This is a genomic window from Streptomyces sp. AM6-12, from assembly GCF_044327085.1.
GTDB lineage: Bacteria > Actinomycetota > Actinomycetes > Streptomycetales > Streptomycetaceae > Streptomyces.
Genome location: NZ_JBIQWN010000001.1, coordinates 3,936,869 through 3,962,955, shown reverse-complemented (window position 1 = coordinate 3,962,955; position 26,087 = coordinate 3,936,869). Strand labels below are relative to the sequence as shown.

The window sequence follows — 26,087 nt, the reverse complement described above, 5'->3', positions numbered from 1 at the left end:
CGTCAAGTCGACATACGACGGCGAGGTTGTCGGCGACAATGAAGCCTGACCTCTGCACACCGCAGAGGACTCGCGGAACTACCCACCAGGGGCGGTGACTTACATGCTCTTTGCGGCCGACAAGGGAGACATCAACACCATCATCGGCGGGATCGCTCCGGACTGGGGGCCCTTCGGCAGCCTGGGCAACGAGGCCAAGGTGATGATCGAGGTGGTGATGGCGGTGGCCATCCTGCTCTGCCTCGGCATCGCGGTCTGGGGTGCGGCCAAACAGCGTATCGGGGCGACGGCGCTGCGCGACACCTTCAGCGCGGAACAGGGCAAGGGTCTCATCATCGCCGGGCTCACCGGGGTCTTCATCATCGGGTCCCTGGGCACGCTGTTCACCATCGTCTACGGCATGGCGGTCTAGCGCACCCCCTGTTCCCCTCCCCTTAGAGGTCGCGTCTCCCTGATGTCGAGTCACCACACCGCGCCCGCGCGGGAACCAGCACGGCTACCGTCGTATGTCTACGAGGTGGAGGGGGCGTACACGGCATGAGTCACGGAGACGAGCAGGGCTACTCCGACTACGGCGACACGGGGCACACCCGTACCCGCCTGCCCGACCACGACCCCTACGGCGGCGCCCCCCGCCGCCCCTCCCGCTCCCCCTCCCGCGGACTCATCACGGTCGTCGGTGTGGTCGTCCTCCTGATCGCGGCAATCGCCTTCGCGAACCGCGGAGACCATCCAGGGTCGAACAGCCCGACCCGAAAGTCCTCCCTCCCCCAGACCTCCCCGACCTCCCCCACCGGCACCCACCCCGTCCAAACCAAAACCAACGGCATCCCCTCGAACTTCGCACATACGGAACAGGGCGCGGAGAGCGCGGCGGCGAACTACGCGGTGGCTCTGGGTTCGGCGGACATGTTCAACACCGCGTCGCGGCACGCGCTCATCGACAGGCTCTACACCCCCGATTCCGCGAAAGACAAACAAGCGGCACTGGACAGCGTCTACACCAGCGCAAAGTTTCTCTCCAACATCGGCCTGTCAAAAGACGGCATCGCCCCGAAGGGCGAGACCTTCATCTCTCGGGTCATTCCTGTCGGGACCAAGACCACCGACTTCTCAGGAGACACCGCCACGGTCGCGGTCTGGTACACCTCGCTGTTCGGCCTCTCAGGTGACTCCTCGATCAATCCGGTGACCGAGAGCTGGTTCACCACGACCTACGAACTGAAGTGGGTCAACAACGACTGGAAGGTCAGCGACTTCCAGCAGAAGGACGGGCCCGTTCCTGTGGGTCGCGATCAGCAGGCCTCCACCGCCACGGACATGACGAAGGCCGTCGAGGAGTACGGAGGGTTCACGTATGCGCGCTAACCAGCGCTTCCTCAAGGTCACTGCTGTTTTCGCCTCCCTGCAGACGGCCACGGTGCTTCTGGCCACGCGTGCCTTTGCGGCACCATCCCCATCGCCCACCACAAGCACCAGTCACTGTGACCTAGTGCGCGGCCCCGCCAAGCAGTACTGCGAGCAGGGCAACAGCGGATCCAAGGGCGGCACCGGATCCGGCTCCAACCCCCTCTCCGACACCCTCGACCCCCTCTCCTCGCTTGCGCAGGGTTGTGCCAAGGCGGCTTCCTGGACGATCAACAAGCTCAGTTCCGCCGTCAAGGACACCGCCAACGTCGACTTCACCAATCAGAAGTTCCTCCAGCAGTACGCCATCGTCTTCGCCGCCTCGACCATCCTCACGCTCCTGCTCTGGCTCCTCGCCGTCGCCAAGCGCGCCGTCCGCGGCGTGCCGTTGACGACCGCGATCTCCGAGGCCGTCGGGTTCCTGTGGCTGACGGTGATGGCCTCGGCGTTCACCCCGCTGATCCTGTACACCGTCGTCTCCGCCACCGACAGCGTGACCGACGTACTCGCGAAGGCCACCGGCGACCAGGCGGACACGTTCTTCGGCACGTTCTCCGGCGCCCTGAGCAAGGGCACCGACATCGGCGGCGGCCCCATCATGCTGATCGTCGTCTCCCTGGTGAGCATCCTCGCCGCCGGCGTCCTCTGGCTGGAGCTCGTCATCCGCGCCGCCCTCCTTTACGTCGGCGCCCTCCTCGGCACCGTCGTCTACGCGGGCCTCGTCGACAAGAACATGTGGGGCCACGTCCGCCGCTGGGCCGGCATCATGATCGCCGTCATCCTGGTCAAACCGGTCATCGTGATCGTCCTCGGCCTCGCCGGTGCCCTCTCCTCCGGCAACGGCCCCGACGCCTTCTCCGCCGTCGTCTCCGGCCTCGCGATCATCCTGCTCGCCATCTTCGCCAGCGCCGCCATCTACCGCTTCGTCCCCGGCTTCGGCGACGAGATCGCGGCCGGCCGCAACAACCGCATCATGCAGGGCGCCGAGGGCAAGGCCGCCGCCGTCATCAGCTCCCCCGCCTCCCTCGTCGCACAGGGCATCAAGACCCACAGCACCCGCGCCGACAGCAACGCGGCACAGAGCGGCGGCGGCTCCAGCACCCCCCGCCCGGCCAACCCCGCCACCGGCGGCGTCGCCGCGCACAGCGGCCGTACCCCCAGCGGGGGCGGCGGAGCCGTCCCCTCCGCCACCCCCGCGCCACGGGCCCCCAGCCCGGTCAACACCCCGCACGCAGGCAACACCCGCAACAACCGCACGGGAGGTGAAGGGCGTTGACGACCGAGTCCCACCTGTCCCATCCGGTCACGCCCCGCCGTACGTATCTCATCGGACGCGCCCGGCCGAACGCCATCGTCGGCCGCAACCGCGAGTCCGGCGAGATCGCGCTGATCATCGTGGGCGCGTTCCTCGGCATGATGTGCGGCCTCCTCGTGCCCACCCTCTCGCTGCGGATCGTGCTGCTGATGGGCTTCCCGCTGCTCGCGCTCGCCGCGGTGTACGTGCCGTACAAGCGCCGCACCTTCTACAAGTGGTTCGAGATCAACCGCAGTTACAAGCGCACCGTCAAGCGCGGCGCCACCTACCGCTCCGCCGTCATGGAGGCCGGCACCCGCCTCGACGGCCAGGAAGTGGAGATCGGGCCGCCGCCGGGCATCGGCCGCATCAGCTGGCTCGCCGCCCCCTTCGGCCCGGACGAGATCGCCGTACTGCTGCACGCCGACCGCAAGACCGTCACCGCCGCCATCGAGATCGAGGGCCCCGGCGTCGGCCTGCGCGACTCCGAGGACCAGGAGGCCCTGGTCGACCGGTTCGGCACCCTGCTCAAGCACGTCGCCAACGGCGACGGCTTCGTCACCCGGCTCCAGATGCTCGCCCGCACCCTGCCCGCCGACCCCGACGCGCACGCGAAGGACGTCGCCCAGCGCGGCGACGACCGCGCCCCGGCCTGGCTCCAGCACTCCTACGACCAACTCCAGTCGATGGTGTCCACGAGCAGCGAGCAGCACCGCGCCTACCTCGTCGCCTGCATGCACTACAGCCGTGAACTGGCCGCCGAGGCCCAGGCGATGGCCCGCGCCGCCCGCCCCCAGTCCGGCCGCAAGCTCGACCGGGACGCCGGGCTCGCCGTCGTCATGGCCCGAGAGCTGACCGACATCTGCTCCCGCCTCCAGGAAGCCGACATCCGCGTCCGACAGCCACTCGGCCAGGGCCGGCTCGCCTCCCTGATCCACTCCATGTACGACCCGGACCATCCCATCGACCACATCCAGGCGATGACCCGGCGCAACGCCTGGCCGGCCGAACTGGACGCCACCGAGCCGACGTTCCTCCAGGCCAAGACCCGCGAGTCCAGCACCCGCGCCCCCTGGTGCCACGCCACCGCCTGGGTCAAGGAGTGGCCGATGACCCCGGTCGGCGTGAACTTCCTGGCCCCGCTCCTGGTCCACACGCCGGACGTGATCCGCACCGTCGCCGTCACCATGGACCTCGAACCCACCGAGGTCGCCATCGAGCGCATGCTGACCGAGAAGACCAACGACGTGGCCGAGGCGTCCCGCGCCGCCAAGATGAACCGCACCGTCGACCCCCGCGACATCGCCGCCCACAACCGGCTCGACCAGCGCGGCGAGGACCTCGCGAGCGGCGCCGCGGGCGTCAACCTCGTCGGCTACATCACCGTCTCCGCCCGCACCCCGGAGGCCCTCGCCCGCGACAAGCGGACGATCAGGGCCTCGGCCGGAAAGTCGTACCTCAAGCTGGAGTGGTGCGACCGGGAGCACCACCGCGCCTTCGTGAACACACTTCCTTTCGCCACCGGCATCCGAAGGTAGGGGCTGATTCGCCGATGCGGGATCCGCTGACCGTCCTCACCGAGGCGTTCACCTCCTTCCTCTTCGGGAAGGTCGAGACGACCCGGCTGCCGGTGCGCACCTCCACGGGCCAGGCCCAGGCGGTCTACCTGCCCACCGCCGCGCCCGGACTCGGGGACTCCGGCGTCATCATCGGCCGCGAGGTCTACTCCGGGAAGGGCTACATCTACGACCCCTTCCAGCTCTACGGCCAGCAGCTCCCGGCCCCGCACTGGCTGGTCCTCGGCGAGTCCGGCAACGGCAAGTCGGCACTGGAGAAGACGTACGTGCTGCGCCAGCTGCGCTTCCGCGACCGGCAGGTCGTCGTCCTGGACGCGCAGGGCGAGGACGGGGTCGGCGAGTGGAACCTCATCGCCGAGGAGCTGGGGATAACGCCGATCCGGCTGGACCCCACGGCCGCCCTGAACCACGGCATCCGCCTCAACCCGCTGGACCCGGCGATCACCACCACCGGCCAGCTCGCGCTGCTGCGCACCATCATCGAGGTGGCGCTGGGCCACGGCCTGGACGAGCGCTCCGGCTTCGCCCTCAAGGTCGCCCACTCCTACGTCAACGAGACCATCGTCGACCGCCAGCCGGTCCTCACCGACATCGTGGAGCAGCTACGGCACCCCGAGCCGGAGTCCGCCGAGGCGATGAACGTCGCCCTGGACGACGTACGGGCCTGGGGCCTGGACGTCGCCCTGGTCCTGGACCGGCTGGTCGACGGTGACCTGCGCGGCATGTTCGACGGCCCGACCACGGTCGGCATCGACCTCGACGCCCCGCTCATCGTCTTCGACCTCTCGCACATCGACCGCAACTCCATCGCCATGCCCATCCTGATGGCGATCGTCGGCGTGTGGCTGGAGCACACCTGGATTCGGCCCGACCGCAAGAAGCGCATCTTCCTGGTCGAAGAGGCCTGGCACATCATCAACAGCCCGTTCGTGGCCCAGCTGTTCCAGCGCCTGCTGAAGTTCGGCCGGCGCCTCGGCCTGTCCTTCGTGGCAGTCGTCCACCATCTGTCCGACGTGGTGGACGGCGCGGCCGCGAAAGAGGCGGCGGCCATCCTGAAGATGGCCTCGACCAGGACGATCTACGCCCAGAAGGCCGACGAGGCGAGAGCCACCGGCCGTGTGCTCGGGCTGCCGCGCTGGGCTGTGGAGATCATCCCGACGCTGTCACCGGGCATTGCGGTCTGGGACGTCAACGGCAATGTCCAGGTGGTCAAGCACCTCATCACCGAGTCCGAGCGCCCGCTGGTCTTCACCGACCGCGCGATGACCGAGTCCTCCAGCGACCGTGCGCGGGACGACGCTCTGCGCGCCGCCGAGCTGGAGGCGGAGCAGCGGGCCGCGGCCTTCGTGGAGCAGCACCTCGGCGACTCCGAGTCGACGGTGGCGTAGGGGGGCACGGCAGGTGAGACCGGACGCTCGCGCACCACGGGAAGACCGGGGGCCGCAGGTGCGGCAGGGCCAGGGCGGCATCCCCGACGGGCTGCTGCTCGGCCTCCTCGCCTTCCTGCTCGGCATCACCGTCCTGGTGTGGACGGCCACGGGCCTGTCGGCACTCTTCGCCCAGGGCGCCTGGCCCGCGGGCGTCACCTTCCTGCGCACCCCCCTGGCCATGCGCCATCTGATCGGCAGGCCGCACGACCTCGCCGGCGCCTGGCCGGACACCCCCGCGTCCCGGCTCTCCGGCTGGGGCCTGTTCTGGGGGCTGTTCATCGCCCAGCTGATGGTCCTGTTCGTCGCCACCGTGTTCGTGCTGGGGACGGTGGCGCGATGGCGGGCAGGCCGGGCGCGGGCACGGGCGGGCAGGCTCGTACCGGAGCCGGTGCCCCCGGCCCCGGTGGCCGCGGCCCCGGTGGTCACGCCGCCGCCTGCGGAGGTGCCGCCGAGGTACGAGGTTCCGGTGCAGCGGCACGAGATGCCGCAACCGCCCGCCGCCGCCGAACAGCCGCCCGCCACAGCACCGTTGGACCAATTCCCCGCTTCCGCCGGGCAACCGGTGGCCGGGCGGGAGAAGATCCTCATCGCGCCGCCGGACACCCGCCGTACGGCCGCCGCCCAGGCCGTACGGGACGCGGCGGGGCCCGTCCTCGTCGTCACCTCGGACCCGTCCCTGTGGGCGGAGACCAAGGACGCCAGGGCCAAGCTGGGCCCCACCCACCTCTACGACCCGGCACACCGCTGCGACACCCCGGCCCGCCTCCACTGGTCCCCCACGGCCGGTTGCGCGGACAAGCAGACCGCGCTCCAGCGGGCGACCGCGCTCCTCGCCCCCGTGCGGCCCACCGCTCGCATCGACCAGGCCGTGGTGGACACGGCGACCACCCTGCTGCGCAGCTATCTGCACGCCGCCGCGCTGGAGAACCGCACGGTCCGCCATGTGCACCGCTGGTCCCAGGGCAGCCAGGTGCAGGACGCCGTACGCATCCTGCGCACGCATCCCAAGGCCGCCGCCGGTGCCGCCGGTGAGCTGGAGGCCGCCCTCACTGCCCATCCGGAACGCCGGGACATCGCCCAGGAGTTGGCTGGCAGGGCGCTCGCTGCGCTCTCCACGGTCAACATCCGCGAGGCGTGCACTCCCAACCGAACTGATGCGCTCGCCCTGGATTCCTTCGCCGACGAAGGGGGCACGCTTTACGTAGTCGGTGAATCCATCGAGGACCCGAGGAGCACGCCGGGCGCGATGCCCCTGCTGACGGCCCTCGTCTCCAGCGTGGTCGAGCACGGCCGGCACATGGCCGCAGGGTCATCCTCCGGTCGGCTCGACCCACCACTGACCCTGGTCCTGGACGACATCGCCGCGGTCGCCCCCTTCCCCCAGCTCCCGGAGCTGCTGGACAGCGGGGACGAACAGGGGCTGCCGACGCTCGCCCTGTTCCGCTCGCGCGAACAGGCCCGCGCCCGCTGGCCGCACCAGGAGCTGCCGGGCCTGCCCGGACTGCCGGGGCTAACGGTCTAGGACGAACTCCAGCTCGTCCTGTGTCGTGTCCCTGAAGAACGGCACGCGCGCCCCGCTCGGCACGAACCCCGCCTTGCGATAGGCGCCCTGAGCCCGCTCGTTGTCCTGGTGCACCAGCAGCCGCACCCGCTCGGCACCGCGCTCCCACGCCCAGGTCACGCCCGCGTCGACCAGAGTCTTGATCAGCCCGTTCCCCCGGTGTTCGGGCCGCACGTACACGCCGACGACATGTCCCTGCCGGCATTCCACCGGGAGGCCGGCCCAGTCCTCGGTGCCGGCCTCCTCCATCAGCACGGTCAGCGAACCGGCCCACGAGCCGTCGGGCAGCTCGGCGACCAACTGTCGCGCCGTCGCCGACCCTTCGCCCGAGCCGGTAGCCCGGTCCTGCCAGAAGAGGTCGTCCTTCGCGGCCGCCTCCTCGTATCCCTCCAGGAAGGCGAGCGGCGCGGCCGGGTCCCGCAGCGCGTCCAGCCGCAGGCTCCTCACCTTCTCCCACTCCGCGGGACGTATGGCTCGTACGACGTAATCCTGGCTGGTCATCCTGGTCATGCCCGCCACCGTAGTGCTGCGGCAGGCCCTCGGCACCCCATAATCTCGTCGCATGACCATTCTTCGAGAACGACCCCACACCGCTGTCCTCGTCATCGACCTCCAGAACGGCGTCGTCGCCGGCTCCTACGGCCTGGACGATGTCCTGTCGAACGTCAACGCCCTGATCGACAGGGCCCGCTCGGCGGGTGTCCCGGTGGTGTGGGTGCAGCACCAGGACGAGGACTTGGTGCCCGGAACCGAGAACTGGGAGATCGTCCCGCAGTTGAAGCGCCTGGAGACCGAGCCCTTGGTCGCCAAGAGCTACCGTGACTCCTTCGAGGACACCGACCTGGAATCCGTCCTCGCCGAACGCGGGGTGGGACGGGTGCTGGTCACGGGCGCCCAGAGCGATTTCTGCGTCCGCTCCACGCTGCACGGCGCCCTGGTGCGGGGCTACGACACGACGCTGGTCGCCGACGCGCACACGACGGAGGACCTCACGGAGTACGGCGCCCCGGCCCCGGAGCAGGTGATCGCGCACACCAATCTGTACTGGAGCGGCCAGTCCGCACCGGGACGTGAGGCTGGCACGATGAAGACGGCCGATGTGACGTTCTGAGATCACCCGCAACAGGCCCGGAATGCAGAAAACCCCCGCACCAATGGTGCGGGGGTTCCCCGGAATGATTGCTCGGCGGCGTCCTACTCTCCCACAGGGTCCCCCCTGCAGTACCATCGGCGCTGAAAGGCTTAGCTTCCGGGTTCGGAATGTAACCGGGCGTTTCCCTAACGCTATAACCACCGAAACACTATGAAACTATCAACAACCGGCACTTTGGTTGTTCGTGGTTTCAGAACCAACACAGTGGACGCGAGCAACTGAGGACAAGCCCTCGGCCTATTAGTACCGGTCACCTCCACCAGTCACCTGGCTTCCAGATCCGGCCTATCAACCCAGTCGTCTACTGGGAGCCTTACCCCATCAAGTGGGTGGGAGTCCTCATCTCGAAGCAGGCTTCCCGCTTAGATGCTTTCAGCGGTTATCCCTCCCGAACGTAGCCAACCAGCCATGCCCTTGGCAGAACAACTGGCACACCAGAGGTTCGTCCGTCCCGGTCCTCTCGTACTAGGGACAGCCCTTCTCAAGACTCCTACGCGCACAGCGGATAGGGACCGAACTGTCTCACGACGTTCTAAACCCAGCTCGCGTACCGCTTTAATGGGCGAACAGCCCAACCCTTGGGACCGACTCCAGCCCCAGGATGCGACGAGCCGACATCGAGGTGCCAAACCATCCCGTCGATATGGACTCTTGGGGAAGATCAGCCTGTTATCCCCGGGGTACCTTTTATCCGTTGAGCGACGGCGCTTCCACAAGCCACCGCCGGATCACTAGTCCCGACTTTCGTCCCTGCTCGACCCGTCGGTCTCACAGTCAAGCTCCCTTGTGCACTTACACTCAACACCTGATTACCAACCAGGCTGAGGGAACCTTTGGGCGCCTCCGTTACCCTTTAGGAGGCAACCGCCCCAGTTAAACTACCCATCAGACACTGTCCCTGATCCGGATCACGGACCCAGGTTAGACATCCAGCACGACCAGACTGGTATTTCAACGACGACTCCACCCACACTGGCGTATGAGCTTCACAGTCTCCCAGCTATCCTACACAAGCCGAACCGAACACCAATATCAAACTGTAGTAAAGGTCCCGGGGTCTTTCCGTCCTGCTGCGCGAAACGAGCATCTTTACTCGTAGTGCAATTTCACCGGGCCTATGGTTGAGACAGTCGAGAAGTCGTTACGCCATTCGTGCAGGTCGGAACTTACCCGACAAGGAATTTCGCTACCTTAGGATGGTTATAGTTACCACCGCCGTTTACTGGCGCTTAAGTTCTCAGCTTCGCCTGGACGAATCCAAGCTAACCGGTCCCCTTAACGTTCCAGCACCGGGCAGGCGTCAGTCCGTATACATCGCCTTACGGCTTCGCACGGACCTGTGTTTTTAGTAAACAGTCGCTTCTCGCTGGTCTCTGCGGCCACCCCCAGCTCAGACCGTAAAGATCGTCACCAGGTGTGGCCCCCCTTCTCCCGAAGTTACGGGGGCATTTTGCCGAGTTCCTTAACCATAGTTCACCCGAACGCCTCGGTATTCTCTACCTGACCACCTGAGTCGGTTTAGGGTACGGGCCGCCATGAAACTCGCTAGAGGCTTTTCTCGACAGCATAGGATCATCCACTTCACCACAATCGGCTCGGCATCAGGTCTCACCCTTGATGAGTGGCGGATTTACCTACCACTCGGGCTACACCCTTACCCCGGGACAACCACCGCCCGGGATGGACTACCTTCCTGCGTCACCCCATCACTCACCTACTAACCGCTTGGTCCGGCGGCTCCACCACTCCCCTTTGCCCGAAGGCTCCGGGGCGGCTTTACGGCCTTAGCATCACGATGCTCGATGTTTGACGCTTCACAGCGGGTACCGGAATATCAACCGGTTATCCATCGACTACGCCTGTCGGCCTCGCCTTAGGTCCCGACTTACCCTGGGCAGATCAGCTTGACCCAGGAACCCTTAGTCAATCGGCGCACACGTTTCTCACGTGTGAATCGCTACTCATGCCTGCATTCTCACTCGTCAACCGTCCACAACTACCTTCCGGTGCTGCTTCACCCGGCAGACGACGCTCCCCTACCCATCACAACACCCGTTAGGGCTATATGCTGCAATGACACGACTTCGGCGGTACGCTTGAGCCCCGCTACATTGTCGGCGCGGAATCACTAGACCAGTGAGCTATTACGCACTCTTTCAAGGGTGGCTGCTTCTAAGCCAACCTCCTGGTTGTCTGTGCGACTCCACATCCTTTCCCACTTAGCGTACGCTTAGGGGCCTTAGTCGATGCTCTGGGCTGTTTCCCTCTCGACCATGGAGCTTATCCCCCACAGTCTCACTGCCGCGCTCTCACTTACCGGCATTCGGAGTTTGGCTAAGGTCAGTAACCCGGTAGGGCCCATCGCCTATCCAGTGCTCTACCTCCGGCAAGAAACACACGACGCTGCACCTAAATGCATTTCGGGGAGAACCAGCTATCACGGAGTTTGATTGGCCTTTCACCCCTAACCACAGGTCATCCCCCAGGTTTTCAACCCTGGTGGGTTCGGTCCTCCACGAAGTCTTACCTCCGCTTCAACCTGCCCATGGCTAGATCACTCCGCTTCGGGTCTTGAGCGTGCTACTCAACCGCCCTATTCGGACTCGCTTTCGCTACGGCTTCCCCACACGGGTTAACCTCGCAACACACCGCAAACTCGCAGGCTCATTCTTCAAAAGGCACGCAGTCACGAGAAGCACCGAAGTGCTTCCGACGCTCCCACGGCTTGTAGGCACACGGTTTCAGGTACTATTTCACTCCCCTCCCGGGGTACTTTTCACCATTCCCTCACGGTACTATCCGCTATCGGTCACCAGGGAATATTTAGGCTTAGCGGGTGGTCCCGCCAGATTCACACGGGATTTCTCGGGCCCCGTGCTACTTGGGTGTCTCTCAAGCAAGCCGCTGACATTTCAACTACGGGGGTCTTACCCTCTACGCCGGACCTTTCGCATGTCCTTCGTCTACATCAACGGTTTATAACTCGCCCCACGGCCGGCAGACCGTAGAAGAGAGATCCCACAACCCCGCACACGCAACCCCTGCCGGGTCTCACACGCATACGGTTTGGCCTCATCCGGTTTCGCTCGCCACTACTCCCGGAATCACGGTTGTTTTCTCTTCCTGAGGGTACTGAGATGTTTCACTTCCCCTCGTTCCCTCCACTTGCCCTATGTGTTCAGGCAAGGGTGACAGCCCATGACGACTGCCGGGTTTCCCCATTCGGAAACCCCCGGATCAAAGCCTGGTTGACGACTCCCCGGGGACTATCGCGGCCTCCCACGTCCTTCATCGGTTCCTGGTGCCAAGGCATCCACCGTGCGCCCTTAAAAACTTGGCCACAGATGCTCGCGTCCACTGTGCAGTTCTCAAACAACGACCAGCCACCCATCACCCCGAACCCACCAACGAGTCCGAGTGCACTGGGGCCGGCGACTGAGGAAAAGATCATTCCCTCAGACACCCAACAGCGTGCCCGACACCCTCCGCTGCATCCTTCATCCGTTCCACGCCGAAGCAGTACTAGGAAGAGAAGCCATCCGAAGTGTGCCGAGTAGTCAACGTTCCACCCATGAGCAACCGTGCAAGACACTTGCTTGCAGTCGGCTATTGCTCCTTAGAAAGGAGGTGATCCAGCCGCACCTTCCGGTACGGCTACCTTGTTACGACTTCGTCCCAATCGCTGGTCCCACCTTCGACAGCTCCCTCCCACAAGGGGTTGGGCCACCGGCTTCGGGTGTTACCGACTTTCGTGACGTGACGGGCGGTGTGTACAAGGCCCGGGAACGTATTCACCGCAGCAATGCTGATCTGCGATTACTAGCGACTCCGACTTCATGGGGTCGAGTTGCAGACCCCAATCCGAACTGAGACCGGCTTTTTGAGATTCGCTCCACCTCACGGTATCGCAGCTCATTGTACCGGCCATTGTAGCACGTGTGCAGCCCAAGACATAAGGGGCATGATGACTTGACGTCGTCCCCACCTTCCTCCGAGTTGACCCCGGCGGTCTCCCGTGAGTCCCCAGCACCACAAGGGCCTGCTGGCAACACGGGACAAGGGTTGCGCTCGTTGCGGGACTTAACCCAACATCTCACGACACGAGCTGACGACAGCCATGCACCACCTGTACACCGACCACAAGGGGGGCACTATCTCTAATGCTTTCCGGTGTATGTCAAGCCTTGGTAAGGTTCTTCGCGTTGCGTCGAATTAAGCCACATGCTCCGCCGCTTGTGCGGGCCCCCGTCAATTCCTTTGAGTTTTAGCCTTGCGGCCGTACTCCCCAGGCGGGGCACTTAATGCGTTAGCTGCGGCACGGACAACGTGGAATGTTGCCCACACCTAGTGCCCACCGTTTACGGCGTGGACTACCAGGGTATCTAATCCTGTTCGCTCCCCACGCTTTCGCTCCTCAGCGTCAGTATCGGCCCAGAGATCCGCCTTCGCCACCGGTGTTCCTCCTGATATCTGCGCATTTCACCGCTACACCAGGAATTCCGATCTCCCCTACCGAACTCTAGCCTGCCCGTATCGACTGCAGACCCGGGGTTAAGCCCCGGGCTTTCACAACCGACGTGACAAGCCGCCTACGAGCTCTTTACGCCCAATAATTCCGGACAACGCTTGCGCCCTACGTATTACCGCGGCTGCTGGCACGTAGTTAGCCGGCGCTTCTTCTGCAGGTACCGTCACTCTCGCTTCTTCCCTGCTGAAAGAGGTTTACAACCCGAAGGCCGTCATCCCTCACGCGGCGTCGCTGCATCAGGCTTTCGCCCATTGTGCAATATTCCCCACTGCTGCCTCCCGTAGGAGTCTGGGCCGTGTCTCAGTCCCAGTGTGGCCGGTCGCCCTCTCAGGCCGGCTACCCGTCGTCGCCTTGGTGAGCCGTTACCTCACCAACAAGCTGATAGGCCGCGGGCTCATCCTGCACCGCCGGAGCTTTACACCGTCAAGGATGCCCAAGACGGTCATATCCGGTATTAGACCCCGTTTCCAGGGCTTGTCCCAGAGTGCAGGGCAGATTGCCCACGTGTTACTCACCCGTTCGCCACTAATCCACCCCGAAGGGCTTCATCGTTCGACTTGCATGTGTTAAGCACGCCGCCAGCGTTCGTCCTGAGCCAGGATCAAACTCTCCGTGAATGTTTACCGGTAATCCGGTGAGCACCACGAGAGCGGAACGGTCGGAGGAATAGTCCGACCGTTCACAGCGTCCTCGCTGTGTTTATTTCAAAGGAACCACGTCCCGATCGTGATGACCGGAGACGGGGTATCAACATATCTGGCGTTGACTTTTGGCACGCTGTTGAGTTCTCAAGGAACGGTCGCTTCCTTTGTACTCACCCTCTCGGGCTTTCCTCCGGGCTTCCCTTCGTGTTTCCGACTCTATCAGATCTTCGCGATCCGATTTCCTCGGTGCCTTCCAGGTTCCCGCTCTCGCGTTTCCCTTTCCGGCGGTTCCGACTCTATCAGACCCTTTCGGTGTCTGACCCCCAGTCAGCGGGGCTTGTCTTCCCGACCGTTGGGCCGTTCCGACGTCTCAAACCTTAGCGGATCACTCCGGCAATTCCCAATCGGGCCGCCGAATCCCTATTCGAATTGAATTCAGGCATGCCGAAATCAACCCGGAGGGAGATCGCGCTGTTGGTGTGAGAGGTACCGCTCGAAGCGGCTGAGGTGCCACCGCGGAGACACTACGGCTCTGCGGCAACCCGAAGAACTCTACGGACCGGACCGGGGCGTGTCAACCATCCCCTGTCAAGATCTTTTCCGCTGCCTCAGTCGAGGTCGCTGAGGCGGCCGCCGGCGTCCGGCTGGGCGTGTTCCACCCGGCGCAGCAGCGTGGTGAGGACCTCCCCGAGGACCGAGCGCTCGGCCGGGGTGAGGTCCTGGAGCAGGTCCTCCTCGAAGACCGTCGCGAGGCGCATCGCCTCCAGCCACTTCTCGCGGCCCTCGGGCGTCAGTTCGATGATGACCCGCACCCGGTTGGCCTCGTCGCGCTCCCGCGTGACCAGACCCTCGGTGACCATGCGGTCGATCCGGTGGGTCATGGCGGCCGGGGTGAGGCCGAGGCGCTTGGCGAGGTCGCTGGGGCCCAGCCGGTACGGGGCACCGGAGAGGACCAGCGCCTTGAGCACCTCCCACTCGGCGTTGCTGATGCCGAGGGCGGCGGTCTGGCGGCCGTACGCGACGTTCATCCGGCGGTTGAGCCGGGACAGGGCCGACACGATCTTCTCGACCTGCGGGTCGAGGTCCTGGAACTCGCGCTGGTAGGCGGCGATCTGTTCTTCGAGGGTCGGCTCTGTGATGCCGGCGGTGTCGGCCATGGCCCGAGTATGGCACGCGGCCGCTTTGCCTTGAAGTCCTTCACTGTGTACTCTTTAGCTTCGAACTTTAGCTTTGAAGTCTTCACTCCTAACTAGTGAAAGAGGTGAACGTGACCAGGGCGATGGGCGCTGCGATGCGCCGGATCCACGTGGGCAACGCACTCAGCGCATTCGGACTCGGCTTCACGGTTCCGTATCTGTACGTCTATGTGGCGCAGGTGCGGGGACTGGGGGCCATGACGGCGGGACTCGTGCTCGCCGTCTTCGCCGTGGCCGCGCTGATCGTGCTGCCGTTCGCCGGCCGGGCGATCGTGCGGCGCGGCCCGCTGCCGGTCCTGCTCGCCGCCCTGGTCACCGCCGCCTTCGGAGCGCTGAGCCTGGGGCTCGCGGGCAGCGCCTGGTCGGTGCTGCTCGCCGCCTCGGCGCTCGGTGCCGGCCAGGCCGTGATGCAGCCGGCGCTGGCCACGATGATCGTGGACTGCTCCAGCGCGGACACCCGCTCCCGGGCGTTCGCGATGCAGTTCTTCCTCCAGAACCTGGGCCTCGGCATCGGCGGCCTCATCGGCGGTCACCTGGTCGACACCACGCGCGTGTCCTCGTTCACCCTGCTGTTCGCGATCGAGGCGGCGATGTTCCTGCTGCTGGTCGTGGTGATGGCGACCGTGCGGATGCCGCACTCCCCCCGCGTGGAGGACGCGCCCGCGTCCGCGAAGGGCAGCTGGAAGCGGCTGCTCGGCAACCGCGCGATGGTGCAGCTGTGCGTGCTGGGCTTCGTGCTGTTCTTCGCCTGCTACGGGCAGTTCGAGTCGGGTCTGAGCGCGTACGGCGTGGAGGCCGCCGGGATATCCACCTCCACGCTGGGCACGGCCCTGGCCGCGAACACGCTGATGATCGTGGTCGCCCAGTTCGCCGTGCTGCGGTTCGTGGAGCGTGCCCGGCGCACCCGTGTGATCGCCCTGGTGGGCCTGGTCTGGGCGGTGGCCTGGCTGGCCGCGGGGTACGCGGGGCTCGGGCACGGCAGCCAGGAGATGGCGACAGCCGCGTTCGTGTCGACGTACGCGCTGTTCGGTCTCGGCGAGGCGATGCTGTCGCCGACGGTCGCCCCGCTGGTCGCCGATCTGGCGCCGGAGGGTCTGGCCGGCCAGTACAACTCGGCGTTCGCGCTGGTCAAGCAGCTGGCGCTGGCCGTCGGTCCGGCGGTGGGCGGTCCTCTCGGGGCGTCGCTGCACGCGCCGTACATCGTGACCTTCGTGCTGTTCTCGCTGGGCATCACGTATCTGGCGCTGCGGCTCGGGCGGCAGCTCACGGTGGCGCAGGACCGGCCGTGGTCGGTGCGGGGGAGCCGTGTGGTCAGCCGGGGCGGGGCTCCCGCGGAGCCGGTGGCCGCGGAGGCGTGACGCTCCGCGGGTGAATTGGTGAAGACCGGTGGGTGCGCGAGCGTGCCCACCGGTCTTCGCGTCGTGGTGGCCGCTCGTGCGCGGCTTGGATCGTGCCCCGGCTGCTTGCCGCGTCGCCGGTCAGGGTCTCGGTTTCGGCAGCGGGAACTCGCACCAGACGGCCTTACCGCCGTCCGGGGTGCGGCGGCAGCCCCAGGCGGAGGCGATGGTGGCGACGATGGCGATGCCCCGGCCGGACTCGTCGGCCGGTTCGGCGCGGCGGCGCCGGGGGAGGTGGTCGTCGCCGTCGGTGACCTCCACGATGAGGCGGCGGTCGGTGCGGCGCAGCCGCAGGCGCATGGGCGGGGTGCCGTGCTGGAGGCTGTTGGCGACGAGTTCGCTGGTGGCGAGGACGCCGAGGTCGTGCAGTTCGGTGGGGAAGCGCCAGCTGGTCAGGACGCCGGAGGCGAAGGCGCGGGCGCGCGGGGCGGCCTCGACCCCGCCGAGGAGGTCCAGGGCCGCGCCCCGGAAGAGGTCGCCGTCGGGACCGGTGCGGGCCGGGTGCTGGAGGACGAGCACGGCCACGTCGTCGTCATGGTCGGCGGTGACGCCGGCCGAGCGGACCAGGCGGTCGCAGATCACCTGGGGGGAGCCGGTGGCACCGGCCAGGGCGCGTTCCAGGGCGGCGATGCCCTCGTCCAGGTCTTCGTTCCTGCGCTCCACCAGGCCGTCGGTGTAGAGGACCGCAGTGGAGCCGGGGGCCAGGGCGATCGAGCCGGAGGAGTGCATCCAGCCGCCGGTGCCGAGGGGCGGTCCGGTGGGTTCGTCGGCGCGGGAGACCGTGCCGTTCTCGTCGCGGACCAGGATGGGCAGGTGTCCGGCGGAGGCGTACACCAGCCGGCCCTCGTTGGGGTCGTGGACGGCGTAGACGCAGGTGGCGATCTGGTGGGGGTCGATCTCGGTGGCGAGGCCGTCGAGGAGCTGGAGCACTTCGTGCGGGGGCAGGTCGAGGCGGGCGTAGGCGCGGGCGCCGGTGCGCAGCTGGCCCATGACGGCGGCGGCGCGCACGCCCCGGCCCATGACGTCGCCGATGACGAGCGCGGTGCGGCCGCCGCCGAGGGTGATCACGTCGTACCAGTCGCCGCCGACCGCGGCCTCGGTGCCGCCGGGCTGGTAGGTGGCGGCGATGCGCAGGTCGTCGGGTTCCTCCAGGTCCTGCGGGAGCAGGGAGCGCTGGAGGGTGACGGCGGTCTCGCGCTGGCGGCGTTCGCTGGCGCGCAGCCGCTCGGCGGCTTCCGCGTGGTCGGTGACGTCGGTGGCGAAGACCAGGACCGCGCCGTCGCCCCCGTCGCCGCCCTCGGCGACGGGGGTGCAGGTGAAGGTGTACGAGCGGCCGTCGACCGCGCGGCGGGACTTCAGGGTGCGGGGGCGGCCGCTGCGCAGCACCTGGTCGAGGAGCGGGAGCAGGCCCAGTCCGGCGAGTTCGGGCAGGGCCTCGCGGGCGGGGGCGCCGGTGGGGCGGGTGCCGAAGGCGGTCGTATAGGCCTCGTTGACGTAGGCGAGGCGGTGGTCGGGGCCGTGTAGGAGGGCGACGAGGGCCGGGACGCGGTCGAGGACGTCGCGGGCGGGCAGCGCGTCGACGGCGGGCAGCGGGCCGGACCCGTCGGCGGGGCCCCCGGTGCGGGCCGCGGGCACGGAGCCTTCCCCTCGCCGGTCCGGGGGTACCGCGGTCTCGGTCCGCGCGGCGGCGCGGCGCTGCGTTCCGGGGAGCCGGGCGCTCCAGCGCGTGAAGTTCACTGTGGGCAAGGCCTCGTGGGTGCTAGGGCGGGCGGGAGCCCGTCCGATGTCGTGGGGCAGTCTGGCAGGGAGCCGGCCGCGGCGGGCGACATCCGTCAGACGGTGGGGCGGGCCGTGGAGTTCCTGGATCCGGTCAGGACGACCCCTTCGGGTCGTGAGGATGCTTTCCCCTGGCCGCGAGTTCGAACTCGGCGCGCGGGTGTTCGAGTGAACCGAGCGAGACGATCTCCCGTTTGAAGAGTCCGGAGAGGACCCATTCGGCGAGCACGCGGGCCTTGCGGTTGACGGTGGGCACCCTGCTGAGGTGATACACGCGGTGCATGAACCAGGCAGGGTAGCCCTTCAGCCGCCGCCCGTAGACCTGTGCGACGCCCTGGTGCAGGCCGAGGGAGGCGACGGAACCCGCGTTGGCGTGCGCGTAGGTCTCCAGGGGTTCGCCGCGCAGGGTGTGGACAAGGTTGTCACCGAGGACCCTGGCCTGGCGTACGGCGTGCTGGGCGTTGGGCGCGGTGAGGGTGCCGGGTCCGGCGGCGGTGACGTCGGGTACGGCCGCGGCGTCGCCCGCGCCCCAGGCGTGCTCGGTGCCGTCGACGGTGAGCCGGGCCGTACATCGCAGCTTGCCGTGGTGGGTGAGCGGCAGATCGGTGGCGGCGAGCAGTGGGTGCGGTCTCACGCCGGCGGTCCAGACGACCGTACGGGTCGGGAAGCGCTGGCCGTCGCTGAGCACGGCGACCCGGTCGGCGCAGGATTCCAGGCGGGTCCCGAGCAGCACCTGGATGTTGCGGCGGCGCAGCTGGGTGACGGTGTAGCGGCCCAGGTCGGCGCCGACCTCGGGCAGGATGCGGTCGCTCGCCTCGACGAGGATCCATCGCATGTCCTCGGCGCGGACGTTGTGGTAGTAGCGGGCGGCGTAGCGGGCCATGTCCTCCAGTTCGGCGAGGGCTTCGACGCCCGCGTAGCCGCCGCCGACGAAGACGAAGGTGAGGGCGGCGTCGCGGATCGCGGGGTCGCGGGTGGAGGAGGCGATGTCCATCTGTTCGATGACGTGGTTGCGCAGCGCGATGGCCTCCTCGACGGTCTTGAAGCCGATGCCGTGCTCGGCGAGGCCGGGGATGGGCAGGGTGCGGGCGACGGAGCCGGGGGCGAGCACCAGTTCGTCGTAGCGGAAGAGTTCGGTGCGGCCCGCGTCGGCGGTGGCGAGGGTGGTGACGGTGACGGTGCGCGCCGCGTGGTCTACGGCCTTCGCCTCGCCGACGACGACATGGCACTGGTCGAGGACACGGCGCAGCGGTACGACGACATGGCGGGGGGAGATCGAGCCCGCGGCCGCCTCGGGCAGGAAGGGCTGGTACGTCATGTACGGGTCGGGGGTGACGACGGTGACGCCGATCTCCCCGCGCCGCAGCTCGGCCTTCAGCTTCCGCTGGAGGCGCAGGGCCGTGTACATCCCGACGTAGCCGCCGCCGACAACCAGAATGCGCGCACGTTCCTTCACCATCCCATGACGCACCCGGCGCTGTTGTTTGTCCACAGGCCCGGCAATTTGTGTGACCGGAGGTCTCGTGGCGGGCGGTGCCGGCCCGGCGCCCGGGGCGGTGGAAAGGGGGCAGGTCAGCGGGGGCGGATGCGCGGGCGGACGCGCCGGGAATCGGGACGTATACGGCTCGTACTCCGATCGGGGGGCGCAGTGTGCGGAACCTGCCCCTTCTGAATTGACTCCCTCTCAACTATGTTCGTGTCGACGGGGTGTGGGGGTTGTGGTCGTTCGGGCTCTGTGACGGGTCGGCCCGCGGCGACCGGTTCCCCTTCGCGCATTCCGGCATCAGTGACGGGGAGTGTCTCCGGGGGGAGACGTCATGCACCGGGGGGAAACACATGCATATGCAGGACACGCACTGGTCGACCGCCACCGCGGTGGCGACCGCAGGTTCGACGCTGCCGGCGGTGCCGGCGGTCGCGACGGCGAACGGGCGCGCGGACGGGGCGCGGACGACACCGCTGCGGGTGGACGCACAGCGCAATCTGGAGCACGTGCTGCGCGCGGCGCGTGAGGTGTTCGGCGAGCTGGGCTACGGCGCGCCGATGGAGGACGTGGCGCGGCGCGCGCGGGTCGGGGTCGGCACCGTCTACCGGCGCTTTCCCAGCAAGGACGTGCTGGTCCGGCGGATAGCCGAGGAGGAGACGGCGCGGCTCACCGAGCAGGCGCGGGCGGCGCTGGGGCAGGAGGACGAGCCGTGGTCGGCGCTGTCCCGGTTCCTGCGCACGTCGGTGGCGTCGGGGGCGGGCCGGCTGCTGCCGCCGCAGGTGCTGCGGGTCGGCTCGGCGGAGGGCGCCGGGGATCCGGTGGACGGGGTCCGCTCGGTCGGTCCGGTCGTCGGGGAGACTCGTGTGCCGCAGCAGCGGCTCCAGCCCCCCACCGGTGAACTGCGGCTCGTGGGGGAGGAGTCCGGCCCCGCGGAGGACGCCGGGGCCGGGGAGCTGCTCGCGGTCGTGGGGCGGCTGGTGGAGCGGGCGCGGGCGGCCGGGGAGCTGCGGGCCGATGTGTCCGTCTCCGATGTGCTGCTGGTGATCGCCACGGCGGCGCCGTCGCTGCCGGATGCCGCGCAGCAGGCGGCGGCTTCGGCGCGGCTGCTGGACATCCTGCTGGAGGGTCTGCGGTCCCGGCCGGCGATCGCCTGACCGCGCCGTCGGCGGGGATTTCCGGCCGCCCGCGTCACCCGAGCGATCTTCACACTCGGAGGGCGCGGGCGGCCTTTCGCCTGGCTCCTCTTTTCGTGGGCGTTTCTCCGCGAGTCCCCTCGGACGGGTGACAGGAGGCGGAGGGGGTCGTTGAAGAAATGACGATGTGGCACGCTGAGGCGGTGATGTCGGGCTGGGGCGGGGGCGTTCCGCGATGAGTGCTGACGGGGCGCGTGAGGACGAGGGCGCCGGGGCCCAGGTGCCCAGCCAGGGGCGCCGGACGAGCAACTGGCACGTCCCGGTGCAGCGGGGCATGCCGGCCGGTGACGCCGAGCTGATCGAGCGGATGCGGGGCGGCGACGACTCCGCGTACGAGGAGCTGTACCGGCGGCACGCGGCCGCGGTGCGCCGGTACGCGCGCACCTGCTGCCGGGACGCGCACACCGCCGACGACCTGACCGCCGAGGTGTTCGCCCGGATGCTCCAGGCCGTGCGCGGCGGCTCCGGTCCCGAGCACGCCGTACGGGCCTATCTGCTGACCTCGGTACGACGGGTCGCCGCGCACTGGGTCAGCTCGGCCCGGCGCGAGCAACTCGTGGACGACTTCGCCACGTTCGCCCAGCAGGCCGCCCGCTCCTCGGCGGTGTCCGACGACGACACCCTTGAACTCGGAGCCGACGTACGGGCGTTGCACGAGGCCGAACAGTCCATGGCCATGCGGGCGTTCCGTTCGCTGCCCGAGCGCTGGCAGGCCGTGCTGTGGCACACCGAGGTGGAGGACGAGTCCCCGAGCGAGGTCGCCGTCCTGTTCGGGCTGGACGCCAACGGCACCCGCGTGCTCGCCAGCCGCGCCCGCGAGGGGCTGAAGCAGGCGTACCTCCAGGCGCATGTCAGCACCACCCTCACCGAGGACGCGGAGTGCGCCCGCTACGCCGACCAGCTCGGCGGTTACGCCCGCCGCAAGCTGCGCGTGCGCGCCGAGCGGGGCCTGCGCAAGCATCTGGAGGAGTGCGCCAGGTGCCGGCTCGCGGCGGCGCAGATCGAGGAGGTCGCGGGGGGCATTCCCGCGGTCGTGCCGGTCGCGGTCATCGGCTGGTTCGGGGCCGCCGGGTATGCCAAGGCGCTCGGCCTGGTCGCGGGCGGCGCGGGGGCCGGGGCCGCGGGTGCCGCGGGGGCGGCCGCCGCGGCGGGCGGGTCCTCCGGCGGGTCCGGTGCCGCGGGCGGGGCCGCCTCCGAAGCGATCGGGGCGCCGGTCAAGGCGGGCATCGCCGCCGGTGTCGTCGCGGTCGCCGCCGCCGCGGTGGCCTTCGGCCTGGTGTACGACGGCCATCCGGCGAAGGAGGTCGCCAAGCCCGCCGCGCCGCCGCCGGTCGTCGTGCGCACGCCTCCCCCGACGCCCGCCCCGCCGAAGCCGAAGCCCGTCCCGAAGCCGGCGCCGAAGCCGGCGGCGCCCACCGCACCCGCGCCGGCGCCCACCCCGGCCCCGGCACCCCCGCCGAAGCCGTCGCCGAAGCCCGCACCCCCGAAGCCCAGCCCCAAGCCCACGCCCACGCCCAGACCCACCCCGACCCCGAAGCCCCCTCCCCCGGCGCCCCCCGTCGTCTACCAGCTCAGCGAGCTGGGCTACGACGTGAGCGGCGACGGCACCCGGCCCGAGATCGCGCTCGGCGCGAGCAGCTGGGTGTGGCAGCGGTACGGCCTGGAGGTCGGCGGCACTCGGTACGCGCACGGCGCGACCGTGCGCGGCGAGTCCTCCGTGACCATCGACCTCAACCGGCAGTGCACCGCGTACGACGCGGTGGCCGGCGTGGACGACATGACCCTCGGCCTGGGCAAGGTGACCTTCGCCGTCTACGCCGACGGGGTCCCGCTGTGGCAGTCGGGGCTGGTCAAGGGCCGCGACCGGGCCGTCCCCGTCCATGTGGACCTCACCGGGCGGCGGACCGTGCAGCTCGTGGTGCGCCCGCACCGCGCCCCCTTCGACCGGATGGCGCTGGCGGACTGGGCTCGGTCCCGGTTCACCTGCCGGTAGCCCGGTTCACCCGGCGGGCGGCAGGGACCGTCCGACAGGCGGCCGGGGTCGCCCGGCGGCGGTCATCTCACGGTGGCCCGGCGCAGTTCGCGCAGCACGTCGGCCTCGTCGTAGCCCGCGCCGCGGGCCTCTTCGGCCGCGTACCGCTCGGCGGGCAGGGCGGCGCGGGCCCCGGCACGGATGCGGGCGGCCTCGGTGCGCTCGGGTTCGCTGCGCGGGCGGCCGGCGCGCCAGTGGTCGGCGGCCGCGTACAGCCGCAGCGCGCCCGGCAGGTCCCCGAGCCGGGCGCGCAGACCGGCCGCGGCGTCCACCATGCCACCGGTGATCGACTCGGCGCAGCGCACGGCGACGGCCTCCTCCAGCGCCCCCGCCAGGATCGGCAGACCGTGCTCGGGACCCGACTCCGCGGCGACCAGCAGCGCCTCGACGGTCCGCAGCGCGGCCACGAACTGCGGCGGGGCCGGCTCGGGTCCCGCCGCGTCCCGCATCGCCTCGAAGTGTGTCCGGGCCTCGGCGATCCGGCCGTCGTACAAGGTGATCCAGGCCCGCATCAGCAGGATGAAGGCGCGGGACTCCGGGACCGCGTACCGGTCCGCGGCGGTACCGGCCTCGTCCAGGGCGGCCAGCGCGGTGTCCCGGTCGCCGAAGCGGAAGGCGATGTCGGCGAGGCGGGCCAGCAGGAACGGCGACTCCGCGTACGCGCCCACCTCGTAGGCGAGCCGCAGCGCCTCCTCGTACTCCCCGCGGGCCTCCGCGAACCGGCCGCGCGCCATCTCCGCCTCGCCGGCCGCACTGCACACCTGCGCCCGCATCCAGCGGTCCCCGACCTGGCGGCTGAGCACCCGCAGTTCGGCCAGGTCCTCGTCCACCCCGCGCAGATTGCCCGGCGAGTCGACCAGCACATGGGCGCGGAGCATCAGCGCGGCGCCCAGCTCCCAATCGCCGCCGTGCACACGGCAGTTGGCGACCACCGGGGCCATGTCCCGGCCGGCGTCGTCCGGGCCGCCCAGGTAGTAGGCGGTCATCGGCCAGACGACGCCGGGGAGCCGGGCGGCCACCGGGCCGCCCGGCTGGTACGCGGCCCGGACGAGAGCGAGATAGCGCGGGGTGCGTTCGTCGCCGGCCAGGCGGTCCAGGCCGCCGCCCGCCGTCAGGAACAGCTCGAACAGCCGCAGGTCCATGCGGAGTTCGCGCAGCGGGTGGGCGGCCTCGGCGTCGGGTGCGGCGAGCAGGGCGGCCACGTGGTCGGCCGACTCGGTGCGGGCCATCAGGGTCGCCGGGTCGGCCGCCGCCCCGGCGTCGAGGGCGGCGCCGAGGCGGAGCACCTGACGTACCCGCGCCACCCCTTCCTGGCGGTAGTTGCGCAGCCACCAGAACCAGCACATGGCCCGCACGAGCGCGCCCGCCTCCGCCTCCTCGCCGGCGCGCACCGCGCGGTCGAGGGCGGCGCGGATGTTGTCCAGGTCGCTCTCCAGGCGGGATATCCAGTGGAGTTGGTCCGCCGAGCGCAGCCGCGGATCGGCCTCCTCGACCAGGGCGCGCGCCCAGGCGCGGTGGCGGCGCTCGGCGGCGGCGCGCAGGTGGGGGGTCTCGGCGGCGCGCTCGGCGGCGTACTCGTGGATGGTCTCCAGCATGCGGTAGCGCATGCCGCCGGGGCCGCCGGGAGTGGCGAGGACGAGGGACTTGTCGACCAGCGCCCCGATCAGGTCCGCCACCGGTCCGGTGCACACGGCCTCGGCCGCGGCGAGGTCCCAGCCGCCGGCGAAGACGGAGACCTCGCGCAGCACGTTGCGCTCTCGCTCGTCCAGCAGGTCCCAGGACCAGTCGACGACCGCGCGCAGGGTCTGCTGCCGGGGCAGCACCGTGCGACTGCCGGAGGTGAGCAGGCGGAAGCGGTCGTCGAGGCGGTCGGCGATCTGCCGCGGGGTGAGCGACCGCAGCCTCGCCGCGGCCAGTTCGATGGCGAGCGGCAGCCCGTCCAGGCGGCGGCAGATCTCCGCCACGGCGGCGGTGTCGCCGAGCACCGCGTCGGCGTCGGGGCGGGCGGCCCTGGCGCGTTCGGTGAAGAGGCGGTGCGCCTGCTCCGGGACGAGGGGTTCGACCGGGCGCGCCAATTCGCCGGGCACGCCCAGGGGTTCGCGGCTGGTCGCGAGGATGGTCAGGCGCGGGCAGTGGGTGAGGAGGGTCTCGGCGAGGGCGGCGGCCGCGTCGATGACGTGCTCGCAGTTGTCGAGGACGACGAGTTCGGCGCGCGGGGCGCAGTACTCGATCAACAGGGCGGTGGGGTCGGTCTGCTGGGCGGCCAGCTCGGGGTTGCGGAGCACGGTCTCGCGCAGGCCGAGGGCACTGACCACGGCACCGGGCACCGCGTCCGGCTGGTCCAGCGGGGCCAGTTCGGCCAGCCAGGCCGGGGCGAGGGCGGCGGCGGCCTCCTCGGCGAGCCGGGTCTTCCCGGAGCCGCCGGGGCCGGTGAGGGTGACGAGCCGGGACCGCTTCAAGTCGGCTTGTACGGCGTCGAGTTCGCCTTCCCTGCCGACGAAGGAGGTGAGCCGGGGGCGGAGGTTGCCCCCGCGGGCCGGGGGAGGTGCGGCGGGGCGGTGCTCCTGCGCCAGCAACCCGGCGTGCAGGGCGCGCAGTTCGGGGCCGGGGTCGGTGCCGAGGGTGTCGGCGAGGGTGCGGCGGGCGGACTCGTAGGCCGCGAGGGCGTCGGCGGAGCGGCCGGTGGCGGTGAGGGCGCGGATGAGGAGGGCGTGCAGCGGTTCGTCGTACGGGTGGGCCGCGGTCATCTCCCGCAGCTCCGGTACGACCTCTCGGGCGCGGCCCAGGGCGAGGGCGGCGGCGGCACGGGCACGGGTCGCCTCCAGGCGCAGCGCCTCGGGGCGGGTGGCGGCGGTGCGGTCGGGGAGGTCGGCGAGGGCCGGGCCGTACCAGAGGGCGAGGGCGTCGGTGAGGGTGCGGTGGGCGGTGGCGGGGTCGCCGGCGGTGAGGGCGGCGGTGCCGGTGCGGGTGAGCCGTTCGAAGACGTACAGGTCGATGTCGTCCTCGGTGGCTTCGAGGCGGTACCCGCCGGGGGTGGAGGTGACCGTGTCCTTGCCGAGGGTGCGGCGGAGCCGGCCGACGAGGGCCTGGAGGGCGGCGGGGGCGTCCTGGGGCGGGGCGTCGGTCCAGATCTCCTCGATGAGAGTGGCGGGGGTGGTGGTGCGGCCGGGTCGCAGGGCGAGGACGGCGAGGAGGGTACGGAGACGGGGGGCGGTGAGGGGGACGGGGGTGCCGTCAGGGTCCGCTGCCTGCGTGATGCCGAGAATTCTGTACCGCACCGGGTCATTGTCGCGGGTGACGGGAGTTCCGGACGAAGGGTTTGCGGGCGGGGGCTGGGCGGAACGGCGGCGCCACACGGGTAGCAGCGCTGCAGTTCCCTAGGGGCGCGGGGAACTGCGCGACCAGCCACGACG

The 26,087-nt window shown here is 69.3% G+C and carries 15 protein-coding genes and 3 rRNA genes; 10 read left to right on the top strand and 8 right to left on the bottom strand.

Annotated elements, in window-relative coordinates; genetic code table 11:
* Positions 1 to 103: 103 nt before the first annotated feature.
* From ACE4Q9_RS17890 to ACE4Q9_RS17865, 6 genes are all read left to right on the top strand, one after another.
* Positions 104 to 412 carry a hypothetical protein gene (locus ACE4Q9_RS17890; protein WP_014673544.1) on the top strand — a complete coding sequence of 103 codons (309 nt, stop codon included), beginning with the start codon at positions 104 to 106 and terminating at the stop codon, positions 410 to 412.
* Between the two features lie 125 nt (positions 413 to 537).
* Positions 538 to 1,368 (top strand): hypothetical protein, encoded by an 831-nt coding sequence (locus ACE4Q9_RS17885; RefSeq protein WP_397985214.1) that lies wholly within the window; start codon positions 538 to 540, stop codon positions 1,366 to 1,368.
* Positions 1,358 to 2,683, top strand: coding sequence for a hypothetical protein (locus ACE4Q9_RS17880; RefSeq protein WP_397985213.1), 1,326 nt, complete (start codon positions 1,358 to 1,360; stop codon positions 2,681 to 2,683). The genes ACE4Q9_RS17885 and ACE4Q9_RS17880 overlap by 11 nt, the downstream gene beginning before the upstream one ends.
* Complete coding sequence (locus tag ACE4Q9_RS17875) at positions 2,680 to 4,239, top strand: SCO6880 family protein (protein ID WP_397985212.1); 1,560 nt, start codon at positions 2,680 to 2,682, stop codon at positions 4,237 to 4,239. The genes ACE4Q9_RS17880 and ACE4Q9_RS17875 overlap by 4 nt, the downstream gene beginning before the upstream one ends.
* A 14-nt stretch (positions 4,240 to 4,253) precedes the next feature.
* Positions 4,254 to 5,666: an ATP-binding protein gene (locus ACE4Q9_RS17870; RefSeq protein WP_397985211.1), complete on the top strand. Its 1,413-nt coding sequence runs from the start codon at positions 4,254 to 4,256 to the stop codon at positions 5,664 to 5,666.
* Positions 5,667 to 5,679: 13 nt separating this feature from the next.
* Positions 5,680 to 7,230 carry a type VI secretion protein gene (locus ACE4Q9_RS17865; RefSeq protein WP_397985210.1) on the top strand — a complete coding sequence of 517 codons (1,551 nt, stop codon included), beginning with the start codon at positions 5,680 to 5,682 and terminating at the stop codon, positions 7,228 to 7,230.
* Here the strand turns inward: ACE4Q9_RS17865 and ACE4Q9_RS17860 are convergent.
* Positions 7,219 to 7,770 carry a GNAT family N-acetyltransferase gene (locus ACE4Q9_RS17860; RefSeq protein WP_397987256.1) on the bottom strand — a complete coding sequence of 184 codons (552 nt, stop codon included), beginning with the start codon at positions 7,768 to 7,770 and terminating at the stop codon, positions 7,219 to 7,221. The two genes, ACE4Q9_RS17865 and ACE4Q9_RS17860, sit on opposite strands and share 12 nt — an antisense overlap.
* Before the next feature lie 61 nt (positions 7,771 to 7,831).
* Here ACE4Q9_RS17860 and ACE4Q9_RS17855 point away from each other — a divergent pair, with 61 nt between their 5' ends.
* Positions 7,832 to 8,380 (top strand): cysteine hydrolase family protein, encoded by a 549-nt coding sequence (locus ACE4Q9_RS17855; RefSeq protein WP_397985209.1) that lies wholly within the window; start codon positions 7,832 to 7,834, stop codon positions 8,378 to 8,380.
* Between the two features lie 70 nt (positions 8,381 to 8,450).
* On the opposite strand, the gene rrf is transcribed toward ACE4Q9_RS17855, so the two are convergent.
* The 4 genes from rrf to ACE4Q9_RS17835 form a co-directional block, all read right to left on the bottom strand.
* A 5S ribosomal RNA gene (gene rrf / locus ACE4Q9_RS17850) occupies positions 8,451 to 8,567 on the bottom strand.
* Positions 8,568 to 8,642: 75 nt separating this feature from the next.
* Positions 8,643 to 11,762: ribosomal RNA gene (locus ACE4Q9_RS17845) — 23S ribosomal RNA — on the bottom strand.
* 280 nt (positions 11,763 to 12,042) lie between these two features.
* Positions 12,043 to 13,567, bottom strand: a 16S ribosomal RNA gene (locus ACE4Q9_RS17840).
* The 16S, 23S and 5S rRNA genes sit together here, the layout of an rRNA operon.
* A gap of 635 nt (positions 13,568 to 14,202) precedes the next feature.
* On the bottom strand, positions 14,203 to 14,751 hold the full coding sequence (locus tag ACE4Q9_RS17835) for a MarR family winged helix-turn-helix transcriptional regulator (RefSeq protein ID WP_397985208.1): 549 nt from the start codon (positions 14,749 to 14,751) through the stop codon (positions 14,203 to 14,205).
* 122 nt (positions 14,752 to 14,873) lie between these two features.
* Here ACE4Q9_RS17835 and ACE4Q9_RS17830 point away from each other — a divergent pair, with 122 nt between their 5' ends.
* The gene (locus ACE4Q9_RS17830) at positions 14,874 to 16,148 is read left to right on the top strand and encodes an MDR family MFS transporter (RefSeq protein ID WP_397987255.1); all 1,275 of its coding nucleotides are present in this window, start codon (positions 14,874 to 14,876) and stop codon (positions 16,146 to 16,148) included.
* 120 nt (positions 16,149 to 16,268) lie between these two features.
* Here ACE4Q9_RS17830 and ACE4Q9_RS17825 read toward each other — a convergent pair whose 3' ends face one another.
* Together ACE4Q9_RS17825 and ACE4Q9_RS17820 are read right to left on the bottom strand one after the other, a co-directional pair.
* A complete protein-coding gene (locus ACE4Q9_RS17825; protein WP_397987254.1) occupies positions 16,269 to 17,924 on the bottom strand; it encodes a SpoIIE family protein phosphatase in 1,656 nt (551 codons plus the stop codon).
* Between the two features lie 133 nt (positions 17,925 to 18,057).
* The gene (locus ACE4Q9_RS17820) at positions 18,058 to 19,422 is read right to left on the bottom strand and encodes an NAD(P)/FAD-dependent oxidoreductase (protein WP_397985207.1); all 1,365 of its coding nucleotides are present in this window, start codon (positions 19,420 to 19,422) and stop codon (positions 18,058 to 18,060) included.
* Between the two features lie 377 nt (positions 19,423 to 19,799).
* Between ACE4Q9_RS17820 and ACE4Q9_RS17815 the strand changes: the two genes are divergently transcribed.
* Positions 19,800 to 20,603 (top strand): TetR/AcrR family transcriptional regulator, encoded by an 804-nt coding sequence (locus ACE4Q9_RS17815; RefSeq protein ID WP_397985206.1) that lies wholly within the window; start codon positions 19,800 to 19,802, stop codon positions 20,601 to 20,603.
* A gap of 214 nt (positions 20,604 to 20,817) precedes the next feature.
* A complete protein-coding gene (locus tag ACE4Q9_RS17810; protein WP_397985205.1) occupies positions 20,818 to 22,635 on the top strand; it encodes a sigma-70 family RNA polymerase sigma factor in 1,818 nt (605 codons plus the stop codon).
* 62 nt (positions 22,636 to 22,697) lie between these two features.
* On the opposite strand, the gene ACE4Q9_RS17805 is transcribed toward ACE4Q9_RS17810, so the two are convergent.
* Positions 22,698 to 25,952 carry a BTAD domain-containing putative transcriptional regulator gene (locus tag ACE4Q9_RS17805; RefSeq protein WP_397985204.1) on the bottom strand — a complete coding sequence of 1,085 codons (3,255 nt, stop codon included), beginning with the start codon at positions 25,950 to 25,952 and terminating at the stop codon, positions 22,698 to 22,700.
* Positions 25,953 to 26,087 lie beyond the last annotated feature (135 nt).

Bases quoted from the DNA above. Each gene is read 5' to 3' on its own strand.
- ACE4Q9_RS17835 (WP_397985208.1), bottom strand. From the start codon at position 14,751: ATGGCCGACACCGCCGGCATCACAGAGCCGACCCTCGAAGAACAGATC.
- ACE4Q9_RS17890 (WP_014673544.1), top strand. From the start codon at position 104: ATGCTCTTTGCGGCCGACAAGGGAGACATCAACACCATCATCGGCGGG.
- ACE4Q9_RS17860 (WP_397987256.1), bottom strand. From the start codon at position 7,770: ATGACCAGCCAGGATTACGTCGTACGAGCCATACGTCCCGCGGAGTGG.
- ACE4Q9_RS17830 (WP_397987255.1), top strand. From the start codon at position 14,874: ATGGGCGCTGCGATGCGCCGGATCCACGTGGGCAACGCACTCAGCGCA.
- ACE4Q9_RS17885 (WP_397985214.1), top strand. From the start codon at position 538: ATGAGTCACGGAGACGAGCAGGGCTACTCCGACTACGGCGACACGGGG.
- ACE4Q9_RS17870 (WP_397985211.1), top strand. From the start codon at position 4,254: ATGCGGGATCCGCTGACCGTCCTCACCGAGGCGTTCACCTCCTTCCTC.
- ACE4Q9_RS17855 (WP_397985209.1), top strand. From the start codon at position 7,832: ATGACCATTCTTCGAGAACGACCCCACACCGCTGTCCTCGTCATCGAC.
- ACE4Q9_RS17880 (WP_397985213.1), top strand. From the start codon at position 1,358: ATGCGCGCTAACCAGCGCTTCCTCAAGGTCACTGCTGTTTTCGCCTCC.
- ACE4Q9_RS17810 (WP_397985205.1), top strand. From the start codon at position 20,818: ATGAGTGCTGACGGGGCGCGTGAGGACGAGGGCGCCGGGGCCCAGGTG.
- ACE4Q9_RS17820 (WP_397985207.1), bottom strand. From the start codon at position 19,422: ATGGTGAAGGAACGTGCGCGCATTCTGGTTGTCGGCGGCGGCTACGTC.
- ACE4Q9_RS17815 (WP_397985206.1), top strand. From the start codon at position 19,800: ATGCATATGCAGGACACGCACTGGTCGACCGCCACCGCGGTGGCGACC.